General features: G+C 74.4%; 11 protein-coding genes and 3 tRNA genes. 13 read left to right on the top strand and 1 reads right to left on the bottom strand.

Features of this window, described 5'->3' with window-relative positions:
- The 5 genes from ACFVWU_RS41040 to ACFVWU_RS41020 all read left to right on the top strand — a co-directional run.
- Positions 1 to 1,416, top strand: a 1,416-nt coding sequence (locus ACFVWU_RS41040; protein ID WP_387630901.1) for a LytR C-terminal domain-containing protein, incomplete at its 5' end; no start/stop codon positions are given.
- A 186-nt stretch (positions 1,417 to 1,602) separates the two neighbouring features.
- On the top strand, positions 1,603 to 2,061 hold the full coding sequence (rsfS, locus tag ACFVWU_RS41035; RefSeq protein ID WP_387630898.1) for a ribosome silencing factor: 459 nt from the start codon (positions 1,603 to 1,605) through the stop codon (positions 2,059 to 2,061).
- Positions 2,058 to 2,705 carry a histidine phosphatase family protein gene (locus ACFVWU_RS41030; RefSeq protein WP_387630903.1) on the top strand — a complete coding sequence of 216 codons (648 nt, stop codon included), beginning with the start codon at positions 2,058 to 2,060 and terminating at the stop codon, positions 2,703 to 2,705. Before rsfS ends, ACFVWU_RS41030 begins: the two co-directional genes overlap by 4 nt.
- 180 nt (positions 2,706 to 2,885) lie before the next feature.
- A tRNA-Ala gene (locus tag ACFVWU_RS41025) sits at positions 2,886 to 2,958 on the top strand.
- A 57-nt stretch (positions 2,959 to 3,015) separates the two neighbouring features.
- Positions 3,016 to 3,088: transfer RNA gene (locus tag ACFVWU_RS41020), tRNA-Ala, on the top strand.
- A 92-nt stretch (positions 3,089 to 3,180) separates the two neighbouring features.
- Here the strand turns inward: ACFVWU_RS41020 and ACFVWU_RS41015 are convergent.
- Positions 3,181 to 4,080, bottom strand: a complete 900-nt coding sequence (locus tag ACFVWU_RS41015) for a helix-turn-helix transcriptional regulator (RefSeq protein WP_387630895.1) — start codon at positions 4,078 to 4,080, stop codon at positions 3,181 to 3,183.
- Between the two features lie 103 nt (positions 4,081 to 4,183).
- Between ACFVWU_RS41015 and ACFVWU_RS41010 the strand changes: the two genes are divergently transcribed.
- The 8 genes from ACFVWU_RS41010 to ACFVWU_RS40975 all read left to right on the top strand — a co-directional run bounded on the left by ACFVWU_RS41010 (position 4,184) and on the right by ACFVWU_RS40975 (position 16,206).
- Complete coding sequence (locus ACFVWU_RS41010; RefSeq protein ID WP_387630892.1) at positions 4,184 to 5,623, top strand: MFS transporter; 1,440 nt, start codon at positions 4,184 to 4,186, stop codon at positions 5,621 to 5,623.
- Positions 5,624 to 5,832: 209 nt separating this feature from the next.
- A tRNA-Ala gene (locus ACFVWU_RS41005) sits at positions 5,833 to 5,905 on the top strand.
- Between the two features lie 97 nt (positions 5,906 to 6,002).
- Positions 6,003 to 7,298, top strand: a complete 1,296-nt coding sequence (locus ACFVWU_RS41000; RefSeq protein ID WP_387630889.1) for a hypothetical protein — start codon at positions 6,003 to 6,005, stop codon at positions 7,296 to 7,298.
- Between the two features lie 311 nt (positions 7,299 to 7,609).
- Positions 7,610 to 10,495: a leucine--tRNA ligase gene (gene leuS, locus ACFVWU_RS40995; protein WP_387630887.1), complete on the top strand. Its 2,886-nt coding sequence runs from the start codon at positions 7,610 to 7,612 to the stop codon at positions 10,493 to 10,495.
- A 337-nt stretch (positions 10,496 to 10,832) separates the two neighbouring features.
- Positions 10,833 to 11,609, top strand: coding sequence for a hypothetical protein (locus tag ACFVWU_RS40990; protein WP_387630885.1), 777 nt, complete (start codon positions 10,833 to 10,835; stop codon positions 11,607 to 11,609).
- A 71-nt stretch (positions 11,610 to 11,680) separates the two neighbouring features.
- Positions 11,681 to 12,526: a DegV family protein gene (locus ACFVWU_RS40985; RefSeq protein WP_387630882.1), complete on the top strand. Its 846-nt coding sequence runs from the start codon at positions 11,681 to 11,683 to the stop codon at positions 12,524 to 12,526.
- Positions 12,527 to 12,659: 133 nt separating this feature from the next.
- Positions 12,660 to 13,550, top strand: a complete 891-nt coding sequence (locus ACFVWU_RS40980) for a helix-hairpin-helix domain-containing protein (protein ID WP_387630880.1) — start codon at positions 12,660 to 12,662, stop codon at positions 13,548 to 13,550.
- 55 nt (positions 13,551 to 13,605) lie between these two features.
- Complete coding sequence (locus tag ACFVWU_RS40975; RefSeq protein WP_387630877.1) at positions 13,606 to 16,206, top strand: ComEC/Rec2 family competence protein; 2,601 nt, start codon at positions 13,606 to 13,608, stop codon at positions 16,204 to 16,206.
- Positions 16,207 to 16,431 lie beyond the last annotated feature (225 nt).

Below are 16,431 nucleotides of genomic sequence, written 5' to 3'. Positions count from 1 at the left end.
GCCGCCGCGGCCGCGCCCGCTCCCGTCGAGCCCGCGGCTCCCGCCGCCGTGCCGCCGCCGCGCCCGCGCACGCCCCGGCCGGCCGCCGAGGCGGCCCCGGACAAGCCCGAGGCGCCCTCCGAGCAGGTCGCCGGGGCCCGCTCCGGCAAGGCCGGATCCCGGGCGCCCAAGGACAGCTACACCACGGGCGAGTTCACCTTCGTCGACGAGGAGGCGGAGGAGTCCGAGGACGTCATCGACTGGCTGAAGTTCGCCGAGTCGCGCAGCGAGGTGCGCGCCGAGCGCCGCCGCAAGCTGCGCAACCGGCTGGTCGGCCTCGGCGTGGTGCTGGCGCTCGCGGCGGGCGGCGTCGGCGGCTACCTGTGGTTCACCGGCGACAAGCCGACCGCGGCCGCCGCGGCCGGCGGGCGCCAGGTCAACGTCGTCCACCTGCGCGACCTGCAGGGCAAGACGTCCAGCGCGCTGCTGGTCAACGACGCCTCCGGGCACAAGGGCACGGTGCTGCTGCTGCCCGACAACCTGCGGCTGCCCGGCCCGGGCGATCCGCCGGTGACCACCGTCGGCCAGGCCATGGACGCGATCGGCGCCTCGGCGACCCGCGACGGCCTGGCCACCGTGCTCGGCGCCCCGGTGGCGGGCACCTGGCGGCTGGACACCCCGTACCTGGAGATGCTGGTCTCCCAGCTCGGCGGTGTCCGGGTGGACACCAACGCCGAGACCCACGAGGGCGGCAAGCCGGACGGCAAGCTGCTGTCCGCGGCGGGCAAGAACACCCTGCTCAGCGGCAAGGCCGCGGTCGCGTACGCCACCTTGCAGGGGCCGGGTGAGAACCGGGACGCCCAGCTGGCCCGGTTCGGGCAGGTGATGGACGCGGTGGTGCGCACCATGCCGACCGAGTTCAAGGACGCCAAGGACGACGTGCACCGGATGAACGCGGTGCTCGACCCCTCGCTGCCCGAGGACGCCCTCGCCGGGGTGCTCGCCCAGCTCGCCCAGCAGGCGAAGGACGGCCACTTCGGCACCGCCGCGCTGACCGTCAAGCCGGACGGCGGGCTGGACGAGGCGACGGCGGGCAAGCAGGTCAAGGACGTGCTCGGCGGCACCGTGAAGTCCGCGGCGGCCGGTGACACCTCGGCCCGGGTCTCGCTGCAGGACGCCAGCGGCAACGACGCGGCCGCGGCCGCCGCGCAGGTCCAGATCGTCAACTCGGGCCTGACCTTCATCCCGGGCGGCGCCAAGACCGCCGCGCAGGCCACCAGTGAGATCCGCTACACCGACGACGCCCGGCAGGCCGCGGCGAAGTCGCTGGCGACCAGCCTGGGGCTGCCGGACTCGGCCGTGAAGAAGGTGGGCGACGCCCAGAACGCGGACCTGGTGGTCGTGCTCGGCAAGGACTACCAGCCGCCGAAGCAGTAGGTCGGCGATCGGGTCCGGCCCCTCCGGCCGGCGCCCGGCGCCGACGGCCGGGCCCGGTTCGGCCGCGCCCGGCCGTCGGCGGCCCCGGAAAACGGTTCCGGGGCCGCCGGGGCGGCGTGAGATCCTGGAAGGCGACCCCCGGCTGAGCGCCGGGGTCCCCCCAAGCCGCCGAGCCGGAAGAACACCGTGACCGTCACCGACCACAGCCAGCAGCTCATCACCGTCGCCGCGCAGGCGGCGGCCGACAAGCTGGCGCACAACATCATCGCCTTCGACGTCAGCGAGGTGCTGTCGATCACCGACGCCTTCCTGATCGCCTCCGCGAACAACGACCGCCAGGTCCGCTCGATCGCCGAGGAGATCGAGGACCAGCTGCGCGAGCAGCTGGACATCAAGCCGGTGCGCCGCGAGGGCGAGCGCGAGGGCCGCTGGATCCTGCTCGACTACCTCGACATCGTCGTGCACGTCCAGCACTCCGAGGAGCGCTCCTTCTACTCGCTGGACCGGCTCTGGAAGGACTGCCCCGAGCTGCCGCTGCCCGAGGACGCCATGGCCTCGCGCAACCGCCCCGACGCCATCACCGACCAGGCCGGCAACGCCGTCGCCCCGGCCGACGACTTCGGCAAGCCCGAGGACCTGCACTGAGCCGGAACGCGCGCGGCCCGCGCGTCGTCTTCTGGCGGCACGGTCAGACCTCCTGGAACCTCGAGTCGCGCTTCCAGGGCAGCACGGACATCGAGCTGACCGGTCAGGGCGTCCTGCAGGCCCAGCGGGCGGCCCGGCTGCTCTCGGGCCTGCGCCCGGACCTGCTGATCTCCTCGGACCTCAAGCGCGCCCGGCGCACCGCCGAGGAGCTGGCGGCGGTCACCGGGCTCGACGTGCAGCACCACGAGGGCCTGCGGGAGACCTACGCGGGCTCCTGGCAGGGCCTGACCAACGCCGAGATCCGTGAGCGCTACCCGGAGGAGTACGCGGCCTGGGCGGCCGGGGAGCCGGTGCGGCGCGGCGGCGGGGAGCTGTCCACCGAGGTCGCCGACCGCTCGGTGCCGGTGGTGCTGGAGGCCGTCGCCAAGCTGCCGGAGAGCGGCACGCTGGTCGTGGTCAGCCACGGCGGCACCATCCGCACCATGCTCGGCCGCCTGCTGGGCCTGGAGCCGGCGCTGTGGGAGTGCTTCGGCGGGCTGTCCAACTGCTGCTGGTCGGTGCTCGGCAAGGGGGCGCGCGGCTGGCGGCTGCTGGAGCACAACGCGGGCACGCTCCCGCAGCCGGTCATCGGCGACGACACCTGAGGGCTCGGTCCCGACGGTTCGGTCCCGACGGCCGGGGCGCGCCGGCACTCGGGCGACGGGGGGCTTCGCTGGGGCCCGGAGGGGGCGGATTTCGCAGTTCCGGGCCTGACCAGCTAGAGTCTTCCTCGTTCGCAGGGAAGGAACGCGGCCCGGAAGGGAAGCGGGAGATCCGGTGAGTGCGGGGCTATAGCTCAGTTGGTAGAGCGCTTGCATGGCATGCAAGAGGTCTGGGGTTCAATTCCCCATAGCTCCACTCCGCATCGGCGGTCGTGGTCAGTTAGAGTTTCGAGGCCAGGGTCGTCCGTGTCGCGGGGCTATAGCTCAGTTGGTAGAGCGCTTGCATGGCATGCAAGAGGTCTGGGGTTCAATTCCCCATAGCTCCACAGCAGTTCGAGAGGCCGCCACCCACCGGGTGGCGGCCTCTCGGGTTTTGCCGGCTTCCCCCCCCGGCTTCCCTCGGCTTTCGCCCGGCCCCTCACGCCTCGCAGGTGTGCCTCCAGCCGCCCGGCGGCAGGGAGTTCAGCCGCTCGACCAGCTCCCGGTCGTCCGGGCTCTCCGGGACGTACACCACGATGTAGCACTCCGGCACGCCCGGCATCGTCAGGTAGGTGGCGTTCAGCCGCACCACGCCGAGCACCGGGTGGCGGAAGATCCGCAGCAGGGTCTTCGGCGGGGCCACCTCCTGGCGGGCCCACAGCTCCCGGAACAGCTCGCTGCGCGCCGACAGCCGCTGCACGTGGGCCTCCCAGGCCGGCTCACCGACGTGCTTGCCGTACGCCGAGCGCAGCACCGCCACCATCCGCGGCAGGGTCTCGTCCGGGTTCTCGCACGGGTTGCAGCACGACGGCGTGGTCAGCATGCACCAGAGGCTGTTGAAGAAGACCCCGTGGGACGGGCGCATCAGCTCGGTGCCGAACAGCGAGCGGTACGGCTGGTTGAAGCTCAGCACGTCGAACCGGGTGTTGGAGACCGCCGCCGGCAGCGGGACGAGCGAGTCCAGGATCACCTGGATCGACGGGCTCAGCTCCGGCGGCGCGGGCTGCGCGAGCGGGGAGGGGGCCAGACCGGCCAGCCGGAACAGGTGCTGGCGCTCGGTGCCGTCCAGCCGCAGCGCCCGGGCCACCGCCAGCAGCACCTGCTCGCTCGCGTTGATCGGACGGCCCTGCTCCAGCCACGTGTACCAGGTGACCCCGACCCCGGCGAGCTGTGCGACCTCCTCGCGCCGCAGGCCCGGCGTGCGGCGGCGCAGCCCCGGCGGCAGACCGACGTCCTCGGGGGTGACCCGCGCCCGGCAGGCCTTCAGGAAGCGGGCCAGCTCGGTCCGACGGCGGTCGCGGCCGCCCGTCGCGGTGGGCAGGTCCTGAAGTACGGTCATGCCGTCCATCGTGCCGCAGCGCGCGCCGGCGATACAGGTGCTGCCAGTACCAGGATCAGCAGGCTCTAACCACCAGTACCGGGGCGGCCCCAGGCTGGTCGCCATGACGGACCTACAGATCCGGCCCGGCGTGGCCGGAGGCACCACCGGGGCCCCGGCGGTACGGCCGGGGCTCCTCCTCGCGCTCGTCCTGTGCGGGCAGTTCATGGCCGTGCTCGACGTCTCCATCGTCAACGTCGCGGTGCCCACCATCCGCACCGACCTGGGCGCCTCCGGCGCCGCCCTGCAACTGGTGATCGCCGGCTACACCATCAGCTACGCGGTCCTGCTGATCACCGGCGCCCGGCTCGGTGCCCGCTACGGCTACAGTCGACTGTTCCAGCTCGGCCTGGCCGCCTTCACCGCCACCTCGCTGGCCTGCGGCCTCGCCCCGGCCACCGGCTGGCTGATCGCCTTCCGGCTGCTGCAGGGCGCGGGCTCGGCGCTGATGGTGCCGCAGGTGATGAGCCTGCTGCAGCGCACCTTCACCGGCGCCGCCCGCACCCGGGCACTCGGCCTCTACTCGGCGGTGCTGGCCGTCGGGATGGCGCTCGGGCAGGTGCTCGGCGGGGTGCTGGTCAGCGCCGATCTGTTCGGCGCCGGGTGGCGGCCGGTCTTCCTGGTCAACGTGCCGCTCGGGGTGGTGCTGCTGGCGGCCGGCGCCCGGCTGCTGCCGCGGCTGCCCGGCGACGCCTCGCGGGGCTTCGACGTCCCCGGCCTGGTGGTGCTGGGCGCCGCGCTCGGCCTGCTGGTGGTGCCGCTGGTGCTCGGCCACGAGCTCGGCTGGCCGGCCTGGGGCTGGGTGATGATCGCGGGCAGCGTGCTGCTGTTCGGCGCGTTCACGGTGGTCGAGCGGGGCGTCGCCCGGCGCGGCGGGCAGCCGCTGATCTCCGGACGGGTGCTGCGCGCCCCCGGGCTGCGCCCGGCGGCGGCCGGCCTGTTCTCGATCATGGCGGCCTTCTCGGGCTTCATGTTCGCCTTCGCCCTGCACCAGCAGGCCGCGCTCGGCCACAGCGCGCTGCGCGCCGGGCTCTGCTCGGCGCCCGTCGCGGTCGGCTTCGGGCTGTCCAGCCTGCACTGGCACCGGCTGCCGGGCCGGTTGCACGGGCTGCTGCCGGTGCTCGCCGCCGTGCTGCTCGGGGGCGGCTACCTGCTGCTGGGGGTGCTGCTCGGCGGCGGCGCCGAGATCGGGGCGGTACCGCTGGCGGAGATGGCCGCGCTCGGCCTGGTCGCCGGCTGCGCGTACGCGCCGCTGTTTGCCCGGGCGCTCGCGGGGGTGGCGCCCGGGGACGCGGCCGATGCCAGCGGGGTGATGGTGACGGTCATCCAGCTCGGGCAGGTGATCGGGGTCGCGGTGCTCGGCTCGGTGTTCCTCGGGCAGGTGGCCCTGCCGGCGCCGGCCGCCGAATCCGGGCACGCGCTGGAGGTGACCCTCGTGGTCAACGCCGTCGGGGTGCTCGCCGGAGCGGGCTTCGCCGCGCGCAGCGGGCGGGCGGCGCGGTAGGCGCGTTCGCGGCGAGGCGCGGCGCAGGCGGGCCGCGTCGGCGGCAGGACGTGCTTGTGGCAGGACGGGTTTTCGAGGTGCGGCCGCGGGCGTCGGCCGCACCTCGGGAAACGGATTTCTGGAGCACCCCCCGGACCGTGTAAAGTAGTCGATGTCGCCGAGGGAAACGGACGGAAACGGCCGAGAAACCCGGTGACATCGCAGGTCAAGGGGCTATAGCTCAGTTGGTAGAGCGCTTGCATGGCATGCAAGAGGTCTGGGGTTCAATTCCCCATAGCTCCACAGTGATCAAGAGCCGCCTCCCGTCACGGGGGGCGGCTCTTCGCCGTTGTGTCCATGCCACCGGCGGGCGGGTGGGAAAGACCGCTACCGTCGTGCCATGGCCGATCTGCAGCGAAGGCGGAACGAGGAGCTGGCCCGGATACTGCACCAGCTCGGCTGGAGTCCGGAACGGCTGGCCCGCGAGGTGAGCCTCGCCCTGCCGCCGGGCCTGGCCATCAGCTCCACCGCCCCGTACAAGTGGCGCGACCGCGGCATGGTGCCGCGCAGCCCGCACGACCAGACGGTCTGCGAGGTGCTCAGCCGCACCCTGGGCATAGCCGTCACCTACGAGCAGCTCTGGGGCCGGATGGGCGGCCACCGCGGCGCCAAGATCCTCTCGCCCCGGCTGCTCACCGACCCGTGGACCGCCGACACCGCCCAGACCGCGCTGCGCGAGGCGGCCACCGACGCCGGACCCGTCCGCCTCACCGACCTGTTCCGCAGCGCCGACCTCGACCACGCCGCCGGACGGCTCGCCTCCCCGCCGCCGCCGGTCGGGGGCGGCGAGGGCGCGCTGCGCGTCGACCCCGGGCTGGTCGGTGAGCTCGGCCTGTCCTGCCGGAGCAAGCAGCGGCTCGAACGCTCCTGCGGCGGCGGCCTCGTCCTCGGCCCCGCCAGGGCCGAACTCGCCATGCTGGCCAAGCTGTTGGAGCTCGGCTCGTACGACGAACGACTGGGTCGCGAGCTGTACGGGACGGCCAGCAGGCTCGCCCGGCTGGCCGGCTGGGCCGCCTACGACCTCGGCCACGACGCCGCCGCCCAGCGGGCCTTCGTCGCCGCGCTGCGCGCCGCCCACGTCAGCGGCGACCCCAGGCTCGGCGTCGCCGGGCTCGGCGCGCTGGTGGTGCTCGCCACCCAGGGCGCCGGCGGGCGCGGCCTGGACGCCGTCGCCGCGCTGTGCACCGCCCTGGACACCCACGGCCCCGCGCTCAGCCCCACCTCCCGGGCCCGCCAGCTCGGCCGGATCTCGCGTGCCCACGGCCGCCGCGGCGAGGCCGAGCAGGCCGAGGCCTTCGCCGCCCGGGCCTTCGCCGAACTGGACGGCCTGCCCGGCGCCGAGGAGGCCCGGGCCGACCTCGCCGGGATGGTGGGGGAGGGGCGGCTGGCGCTCGGCCGGTGCCGGATGGCCAAGCCGCTGCTCGCCGAGGCCGTCGCCGGGCTCGGGCCGGGGCGGGCCCGCTCCAAGGCGCTGCTGATGGTCCGGCTCGCCGAGACCCACCGGCGGCTCGGCGACCAGCGCGAGGCGGCCCGCACGGTGGCACAGGCGCGCTCACTGGCGGCGGGGATGCAGTCGGAGCGGCTGGCGAAGGCACTGCGGGACTTCGACGCGGCGGGGCGGGCGGCGGCGCGGTGATCCGGGCACCGCGGCGCACTGTCCGCGGTGTGGCGATCCGGGCCCCGCTGCGTGCCGTCCGCCGTGCGGTATCCCCGGAAGCGCCCTGACCTGCTTGCGGTACCCTGAGCCCATGCGAACCGTGCGCCTGCTCCTTAGCCGGCCGCGCTGACCAGGACCGGCCGCGCCCTCGGGCGGTGCCGGAGTCGGCGTGGCGTCCCCTCCTGCGAGGGGATTTTTTGTTTTCCGCCCCCGCCCGCGTCATGGGCCGGGTCCACGGGCCGGCCGCGTCGCGCGGTTCGCCAACTGACACCGATGGAGCTTGAAGGACCATGAGCGAGACGACCCCTGCGTCCGGCGCGGCCGAGACCGCGACCGAGCCGTTCCGGTACAGCGCCGCGCTGGCGGCGGACATCGAGTCCCGCTGGCAGGACCTCTGGGAGAAGGAGGGCACCTTCCACGCCCCCAACCCCACCGGTGCGCTGGCCGACCCGTCCGCGGGTGACGTCGCCGCGAAGCCGCACAGCTTCATCATGGACATGTTCCCGTACCCCTCGGGCGCGGGCCTGCACGTCGGCCACCCGCTGGGCTACATCGCGACCGACGTCTTCGCCCGCTACCAGCGGATGACCGGCCACAACGTGCTGCACACGCTGGGCTACGACGCCTTCGGCCTGCCCGCCGAGCAGTACGCGGTGCAGACCGGCACCCACCCGCGGGTCTCCACCGAGGCCAACATCGCCAACATGCGCCAGCAGCTGCGCCGGCTGGGCCTGGGCCACGACCCGCGCCGCTCGATCTCCACGATCGACCCGGACTACTACCGCTGGACCCAGTGGATCTTCCTGCAGATCTTCAACTCCTGGTACGACGAGGACGCCCGCAAGGCCCGTCCGATCGCCGAGCTGGTCGGCCAGTTCGAGTCCGGCTCGCGTGAGGTGCCGGGCGGGCGCGCCTGGGCCGAGCTGTCGGCCGCCGAGCGCGACGAGGTGCTGGGCGAGTACCGCCTGGCCTACGCCAAGGAGGTGCCGGTCAACTGGTGCCCGGGCCTGGGCACCGTGCTGGCCAACGAGGAGGTCACCGCGGACGGCCGCTCCGAGCGCGGCAACTTCCCGGTGTTCAAGTCCAACCTGCGCCAGTGGATGATGCGCATCACCGCGTACTCCGACCGTCTGATCGCCGACCTGGACCTGCTGGACTGGCCCGAGGCCATCAAGCTGCAGCAGCGCAACTGGATCGGCCGCTCCGAGGGCGCCCGGGTCGACTTCGCCGTCGACACCGGCAGGATCACCGTCTTCACCACCCGGCCCGACACCCTGTTCGGCGCCACCTACATGGTGCTGGCGCCCGAACACGACCTGGTCGACTCCATCGTCCCCGCCGCCTGGCCGCAGGACGTGCCCGCGGAGTGGACCGGTGGCGCTGCCACCCCCGCCGAGGCCGTCGCGGCCTACCGCGCCGCGGCCGCCGCCAAGTCGGACGTCGAGCGGCAGGTCGAGGCCAAGGTCAAGACCGGTGTCTTCACCGGCGCCTACGCGGTCAACCCGGTCAGCGGCGAGTCCGTCCCGGTGTTCATCGCCGACTACGTGCTGATGGGCTACGGCACCGGCGCCATCATGGCCGTCCCCGCCCACGACCACCGCGACTTCGCCTTCGCCCGCGCCTTCGGCCTGCCGATGCGCTGCGTCGTCGAGCCGACCGACGGGCGCGGCGAGGAGCCGGCGGCCTGGGACGACGCCTTCGACACCTACGACTCGGTCATCGTCAACTCCGCGCGCTCCGAAGGCGACCTGTCGCTGAACGGGCTGAGCGTCGTCGACGCCAAGGCCGCCGTCACCGCGTGGCTGGCCGAGCGCGGCATCGGTGAGGGCACCGTCAACTACCGCCTGCGTGACTGGCTGTTCAGCCGCCAGCGGTACTGGGGCGAGCCCTTCCCGATCGTCTACGACGAGGACGGCGTGATGCACGCGCTGCCCGAGTCGATGCTGCCGGTCGAGGTCCCCGAGGTCGACGACTACTCGCCGCGCACCTACGACCCGTTCGACTCGGACTCCTCGCCGGAGACCCCGCTGTCGCGCAACGAGGGCTGGGTCAACGTCGAGCTGGACCTGGGCGACGGGGTCAAGAAGTACCGCCGCGAGACCAACACCATGCCCAACTGGGCGGGTTCGTGCTGGTACGACCTGCGCTACGTCGACCCGACCAACACCGAGGCCGTCGCCGACCCGGCCAACGAGCGCTACTGGCTGGGCCCCACCGCGGCCAAGCCGGCCGGCGGCGCCGACCTGTACGTCGGCGGCGCCGAGCACGCCGTGCTGCACCTGCTGTACGCGCGCTTCTGGCACAAGGTGCTGCACGACCTGGGCCACGTCTCCTCCGTCGAGCCGTTCCACAAGCTGTTCAACCAGGGCATGATCACCGCGGACGTCTACCGCGACGAGCGCGGCTTCCCGGTGCCCGCCGCCGAGGTCGAGGAGCGCGACGGCACGTACTTCTGGCAGGGCGAGCCGGTCAAGCGCGAGGCCGGCAAGATGGGCAAGTCCCTGAAGAACGCCGTCGCCCCCGACGACATCGCCGACGAGTACGGCGCGGACACCCTGCGCCTGTACGAGATGTCCATGGGCCCGCTGGACGTCTCCCGCCCCTGGGACACCCGTGCCGTCGTCGGCTCGTACCGCTTCCTGCAGCGGCTGTGGCGCAACGTCGTCTCGGAGAGCACCGGCGAGCTGGTCGTCACCGAGGAGCAGCCGGACGAGGCGACCCTGCGCGCCCTGCACAAGGCGATCGACGGCATCCGCGGCGACATGGCCGGGCTGCGCTTCAACACGGCCGTCGCCAAGGCGATCGAGCTGAACAACTTCCTGGTCAAGCGCGGCTCCACGCCGCGGTCGGTCGCCGAGCAGCTGGTGCTGATGGTCGCGCCGCTGGCCCCGCACATCGCCGAGGAGCTGTGGCGCCGCCTGGGCCACGGCGAGTCGCTGGCGCACGCCGACTACCCGGTCGCCGACCCGGCGTACGTGGTCGACGAGGCGGTGACCTGCGTGGTGCAGATCAAGGGCAAGGTGAAGGCCCGGTTGGAGGTCGCGCCGACCATCACCGACGCCGAGCTGGAGGCGCTGGCGCTGGCGGACCCGGCGGTGGTCGCGGCGATCGGTGACGCGACGGTGCGCAAGGTGATCGCGCGGGCGCCGAAGCTGGTGAACATCGTGACGGGCTGAGGGGGCGGCTGAGTTCTCGGCCGGGTCTGCGGCCGGGACCGGTTTGACCGGGCGGGTGTCCTTCGGGGCGCCCGCCCGGTGCGTTTGCGCGGTGGTGTCCTGTGGTGCGCGGTGGTGTGCTGTGGTGCGGTGGTGGTGTGCCGTGGTGCTGCGCTGCTGTGGTGCCGCCGGCGCGTACCGGGCCCTCGGGGAGATCCCGGATCTGTCCCTGATCTCCGTCCGTCGGGCCTGTTCGGACCGTTTCCCGGCCGGGTGCGGCGGCTACGGTGGAACCCTCGGCAGTGCGGCCCGCGTTGGGCCCGGTGGGGGCCGACCCGGTGGCGGAAGGTGACGCGCGATGGACGTGTTCGGCGTGATGATCGGCTTGGTCCTGCTCTTCGGGATCGCGGTGCTCGTCCTGGCCGTGCTCGGCACGGTCAAGGCGGCCAAGGCCGTCGCCGCGAAGGTGGAGAGGCACGAGGCCAACGCCCGGCGCGCCGTCGAGACCGCCACCCTCAAGGCGAAGACGTACACCAAGGTCGGCCCGCCCGCGCAGATCGCCACCGTCCGGCTCAAGCTGCGGACCTCCCTGGACGGCACCCGGCAGGTGCTGGAGAGCGGGCTGCCGCAGGACGGCCAGCTCGGTGAGGCCCTCGCGCTGCTGACCCGGCTCGACGCCCACGCGGCGGAGCTGGACGGCGAGCTGCGGATGCTGGAGCGCGAGCCGGACACCGCGAGGATCGCGGCCAAGCTGCCGGAGCTGCGGGAGCGGGCGGAGCGGATCGTCCATTCGGCGGAGACCATGCGGTGGGCGGCGCAGGACCGGATGCACCGGTTCGCGGACGACGAGCTGAGCCGGCTGAGCCAGGAGTGCGAGAGCGAGGCGGGGGCGCTGCGGCATTGGGACGCCGCGGTGGGCGGCTCCGCTGGTGCTGCGCCCGGGGCTTCGTCCGGTGCCGGTGCCGGTGCCGGTGCTGGTGCCAGTGGTGCCGGTGCGGCCCGGGCCGGGTTGACGGACGGGAAGGGGCGGCCGAGCGCCGAGGAGCTGCTCGGGCTGGCTGATCCGCTGGTGAAGCTGGCGCAGCGGCTGCGGAAGCCGTCGGCGGGGCCCTCGGCAGGCCCCTCGGCGGGCTGATTTCCCGGCTCCCCCCGGTGCGTCCGGGAGTGCGCTGTCCTCCCGGACGAACGGGGAGTAACCTCCGGCTCATGCCCTCCGACCTCGCTCTTGTCACCGATTCCACGGCCTATCTGCCGCAGGAGAGCCTCGACCGGCACGGGATCACGGTGGTCCCGCTGAGCGTCGCGGTCGGTGACTCGGTCCTCAGCGAGGGCGTGGAGATCTCCCCGAAGGACGTCGCCGAGGCGCTGCGCGCCAAACAGCGGGTGACCACCTCCCGGCCCAACCCGGAGGCCTTCGCCGCCGTCTACCGGGCGGCCGCCGAGGCCGGGGCGAAGGGGATCGTCTCGGTGCACATCTCCGGCGAGCTCTCCGGCACGGTCGAGGCCGCCCGGCTGGCGGCCGCCGAGGCGCCCGTACCCGTGCGGGTGGTGGACAGCCGGCTGGTCGGCATGGCCCTCGGGTACGGGGTGCTGGCGGCCGCCGAGGCGATCGCGGCCGGGCAGGGCCTGGCGGAGGCGGCCGGGGCGGCGGAGCGGCGGGCGGCCGGGACCAGCGGGTTCTTCTACGTGGACACCTTGGAGCACCTGCGCCGGGGCGGACGGATCGGGGCGGCGCGGGCGCTGCTCGGGTCGGCGCTGGCGGTCAAGCCGCTGCTGCACCTGGACGGGGGGCGGATCGAACCGCTGGAGAAGGTACGGACGGCCTCGCGGGCGATCGCCCGGCTGGAGGAGATCGCGGTCGAGCGGTCGGGGGAGGGCGCGGTGGACATCACCGTGCACCACCTGGCGGCCGAGGACCGGGCCGAGCCGCTCGCGGAGCGGCTGCGGGCGCGGGTGCCGGGGCTCCGGGAGCTGTACGTGGGCGAGGTGGGGGCGGTGATCGGCGCGCACGTCGGGCCGGGGCTGCTCGCGGTGGTGGTCGCGCCGCGCTGAGGCGGCGGTTCGGTCAACTTTCGCCGGCTCCTCCCACCCGTGTGAGTGACGTTTTTTATCCACAACCCCCGGGTTATCCACAGGGTTTCGGTAATTTCCGCGGGCCGGCCGTCGGCCTCCTAGCGTCCTCGCCATGACGACCTTGGGCCTGGGCGCGGCTAAGCGCCAAGCGATCAACGAGACGGTACGGCTGCGGATGGCGGCGCTGTTGCCGACGGGCGAGGAACCGGCGGGCGGCCCCTGCGCGGGTGTTCCCCCGTCCCCGGGGGCCGCTCCACCGTTGCCTGCCCAGGCGTCGCCGCCGGGAGCGGTCGACCCCGTCGGCCCTTCATCGGGTGACGGGGCGCGGCTGCGGTTCGCCACGGCGCTGGGGCTCGACCGGCGGGCGGTGGCCGGGCTGGTGATCCTGCTGCTGTTCGCGGTGGGCTACGCCGTGCAGCACTTCTGGCTGGCCAGACCGGAGGCGGTGGCCGTCCCGGCGCTCGCGGTCGCCTCGGCGCCGTCGGAGCCGGGCATGCCCTCCGCCCTCGTCCCGGCCGCCTCCGGGGCCGGGCCGCCCGAGGCCCCTGCGGGCCCGGGCACGGAGGCCGCCGTCGTGATCGACGTCGGCGGGCGGGTCCACCTGCCCGGCCTGCACACCCTGCCCGGCGGCTCGCGGGTGGCCGACGCCCTGCGGGCGGCGGGCGGTCCGCTGCCGGAGACGGACACCAGGGGCCTCAACCTGGCCCGCGTGCTGACGGACGGTGAGCAGATCCTGGTCGGCGAGCAGGCACCGGCCCCCGTCCCGCTCTCCGGAGGCGCCAACGGGCCTCCCGGGGCCGGCACGCCCCGGCCAGCCGTCAGCCTCAACCGCGCCACCCTCGAACAGCTCGACGCCCTTCCGGGCGTCGGCCCGACCCTCGCCCAGCGCATCCTCGCCTACCGCACCTCGCACGGCTCGTTCCGCACGGTCGACCAGCTTCGGCAGGTCAGCGGGATCGGCGCCCGTACGTTCGCGGAGCTCCGCCCGTTGCTGACGCTCTGACGCCCACTTCGTTCCCGATGCACGAAATCGCTCACCGCCGAAGGGAGGCACCGCCATGTCCGCCGTCACCGCAGCGCTCCCGCGCCCCCGCTCCTCGGCGGCCGACTTCCGGCTGCTGCTTCCCGCCGTCTCGGCCTGGGTGGTCACGGCGGCGCTGCTGACCCTGGAACCCGGGTCCGAGGTCCTGCTCCGCTCGCTCGCGGGCGTCGCCGTGCTCGCGGCCGTCCCGTTGCTCGTGCGACCGGGCCTCCTGCGCCGGCGCGGGGCCGCGGTGACCCTCGCCGCCGTCCTGCTCACCGGAGCGGCGGCCGCGATCGCGACCCCGCTGCACACCGCCGACCTGCACCGGGGGCCGCTGCCGGAGCTCGCCCGTGCGGCCGAGCACGCCCCGCCGCGATCCGCGGGCACGCCCGCCCCGGCGGTGGAGGTGGAGCTGACCGTCGAGGGGGACCCGAAGGTCCACACCTCCCGCAGCGGCACCACCGGCGGGCAGACCCTCCTCACCGTGGAGGCCGTGGCCGACCGCGTCACCGTCCTCCCGGACGGGCCGGCCACCCGCACCCGCACCCCGGTGACCGTCATGGTCCGAGGGCTGGAGAGCGAGCCCTGGCTGCGGCTGCTCCCGTCCGAGCGGCTGGCCGCCGAGGCCGAGGTCCGACCGGCGGGGGACGGCTACGACACCGAGTCCGCGGCACTGCTGACCGTCCACGGCCCGCCCCGGCAGCTCGCGCCGCCGAGCCTGCCGCAGCGGATCGCCGGGCGGCTGCGCGAGGGCCTGCGCACCGCGTCCGACGGGCTCCCCTCGGACGCGCGTGGGCTGCTCCCGGGGCTCGTGGTCGGCGACACCTCCCGACTGCCCGACGATCTGGTGGACGCCTTCCGGGCCACCGACCTGGTGCACCTGGTGGCCGTCAGCGGGGCCAACCTCGCCATCGTCCTCGGCGTGCTGCTCGGCGCACCCGGCCAGGCCGGCACTGCGGAACGGCGCGGGCTGGCCGCGGTGCTGGGACTGTCGCTGCGCACCAGCGCCCTGCTGGGCACGGCGCTGACGGTGGCCTTCGTCACCGTCTGCCGACCCGAGCCCAGCGTGTTGCGGGCGGCGGGAACGGGACTGATCGGCATGCTGGCCCTGGCCACCGGCCGCCCCCGCCGGGCCGTACCCGCGCTCGCCGGAGCCGTGCTGGTTCTCGTCCTGCTGGACCCGTTCCTGGCCCGCTCCTTCGGCTTCCTGCTCTCGGTGCTCGCCACCGCGGGGCTGCTCGTCCTCGGGCCGCACTGGGCCGAAGCCCTGCGGGCCCGACGTTGGCCGCACCACCTGGCGGGCGCACTGGCGGCGACGGCGGCCGCCCAGGCGCTGTGCGCGCCGGTGACGGTGGTGCTGTCCGGACACATCAGCCTGGTGGCGATCCCGTGCAACCTGCTGGCCGAACTGGCGGTGGCCCCGGCGACGTTGCTCGGCTTCGGGGTGCTCGTCCTGCAGCCGTTCCTCCCGTCCCTGGCCCGCCTGCTCGCCGAACCGGCCGGAGTGCCGGCCAGCTGGCTCGCCTTGGTGGCGCGCCGCGGAGCCGAGCTGCCGGGCGGCCAACTCTCCTGGCCGGGCGGCTGGTTCGGGACGGTGACGGTCGCCCTCGCCACCCTGGCCGTCTGCTGGGCGGCGCCCTTCCTGCTGCCCCGGCGGACGGCGCCCGGCCGGCGGGCCCGTACCCGGCGCCGCTGGGCCCGGGCGCTGGTGACGGGTGCCCTGCTGATGGTGCTGCTGGCCGTGTTGCTGCGTCCGCCGCAGCTCGCCCGGATCGCCACCGGCTGGCCGCCGCCGGGGTGGCGGCTGGCGATGTGCGATGTCGGGCAGGGAGACATGTTGGCCCTTCGGGCCGATGCGTCGGACAGCGCGGTGGTGATCGACACGGGGCCGGACCCGAATGCCGCCGATCGGTGCTTGCGCGACCTCGGCATCACGACGGTGCCGCTTCTGCTGCTGACGCATTTTCACGCGGACCATGTCGAGGGGGTGCCGGGGGTGTTGCGGGGCCGTGCGGTCGGTGCGGTCGAGGCCACGGTACTGGACGATCCGCCGGGAGAGGTGGCCCGGGTGGCCGGCTGGGTGGCCGGGGCCGGGGTGCCGTTGCTGCGGGCGGGTCGTGGTGAACGGCGGTCGGCGGGTGCGGGGTTGGCCTGGGACGTGGTGTGGCCCGATCCCGGGGCGGCCGTGGAGGCGCCCGGCGCGAACAACGCGAGTGTGGCGCTGCTGGTGTCGCTGGCCGGTGGTCTGCGGATGGCGCTGCTCGGTGACCTCGAACCACCCGCCCAGTCCGCCCTGTTGGGTCGCTTGGGCCGGGTCGACGTCCTGAAGGTGGCGCACCACGGCTCGGCGCACCAGGACTGGGACTTGACCGCGGCGCTGCGGCCGCGGCTGGCCCTGATCTCCTGCGGTGAGGGCAACGCGTACGGTCACCCGTCCCCGCGCACGGTCGAGCGGCTGCGCGCGCTGGGCGCCACCGTCCTGCGTACCGACCGTGCGGGTGACATCGCCGTGGTCGGTGACTCCCCGTCCACCCTCGCTGTCGCCACCCACCCCCAGCCCTCCCACGGCGCCCACTCCGCTCGTTCCGGTCGCCAGGCCCACTCCACTGCCAAGCCCCGTGCCCCGCCCCTGTGACCCCCGCTCTCCTCCTCCCTCCACCAGGTGGGGTGGGGAAGGGGTAGGGGTGGGGGAGGTGGAGGGAGGGGTGGGGGGCGGGGGCGGGGGCGGGGGCCCGGGGGAAAGCGATTGCGGCGCGCTCCGGGCGGGCCCCGCTCCCCCCCCGCCAACACACCTCACCCGGCCGGTGGGGGCGGTCGCCCAAGTCCCGCCGTCACCGCCCGTCACCGCGGCGGGTGGCCC

The organism is Kitasatospora sp. NPDC058190 (genome assembly GCF_042883685.1).
Lineage (GTDB): Bacteria > Actinomycetota > Actinomycetes > Streptomycetales > Streptomycetaceae > Kitasatospora.
The sequence above is the reverse complement of the archived record's forward strand: the minus strand, read 5'-3'. Positions and strand labels throughout refer to the sequence as shown.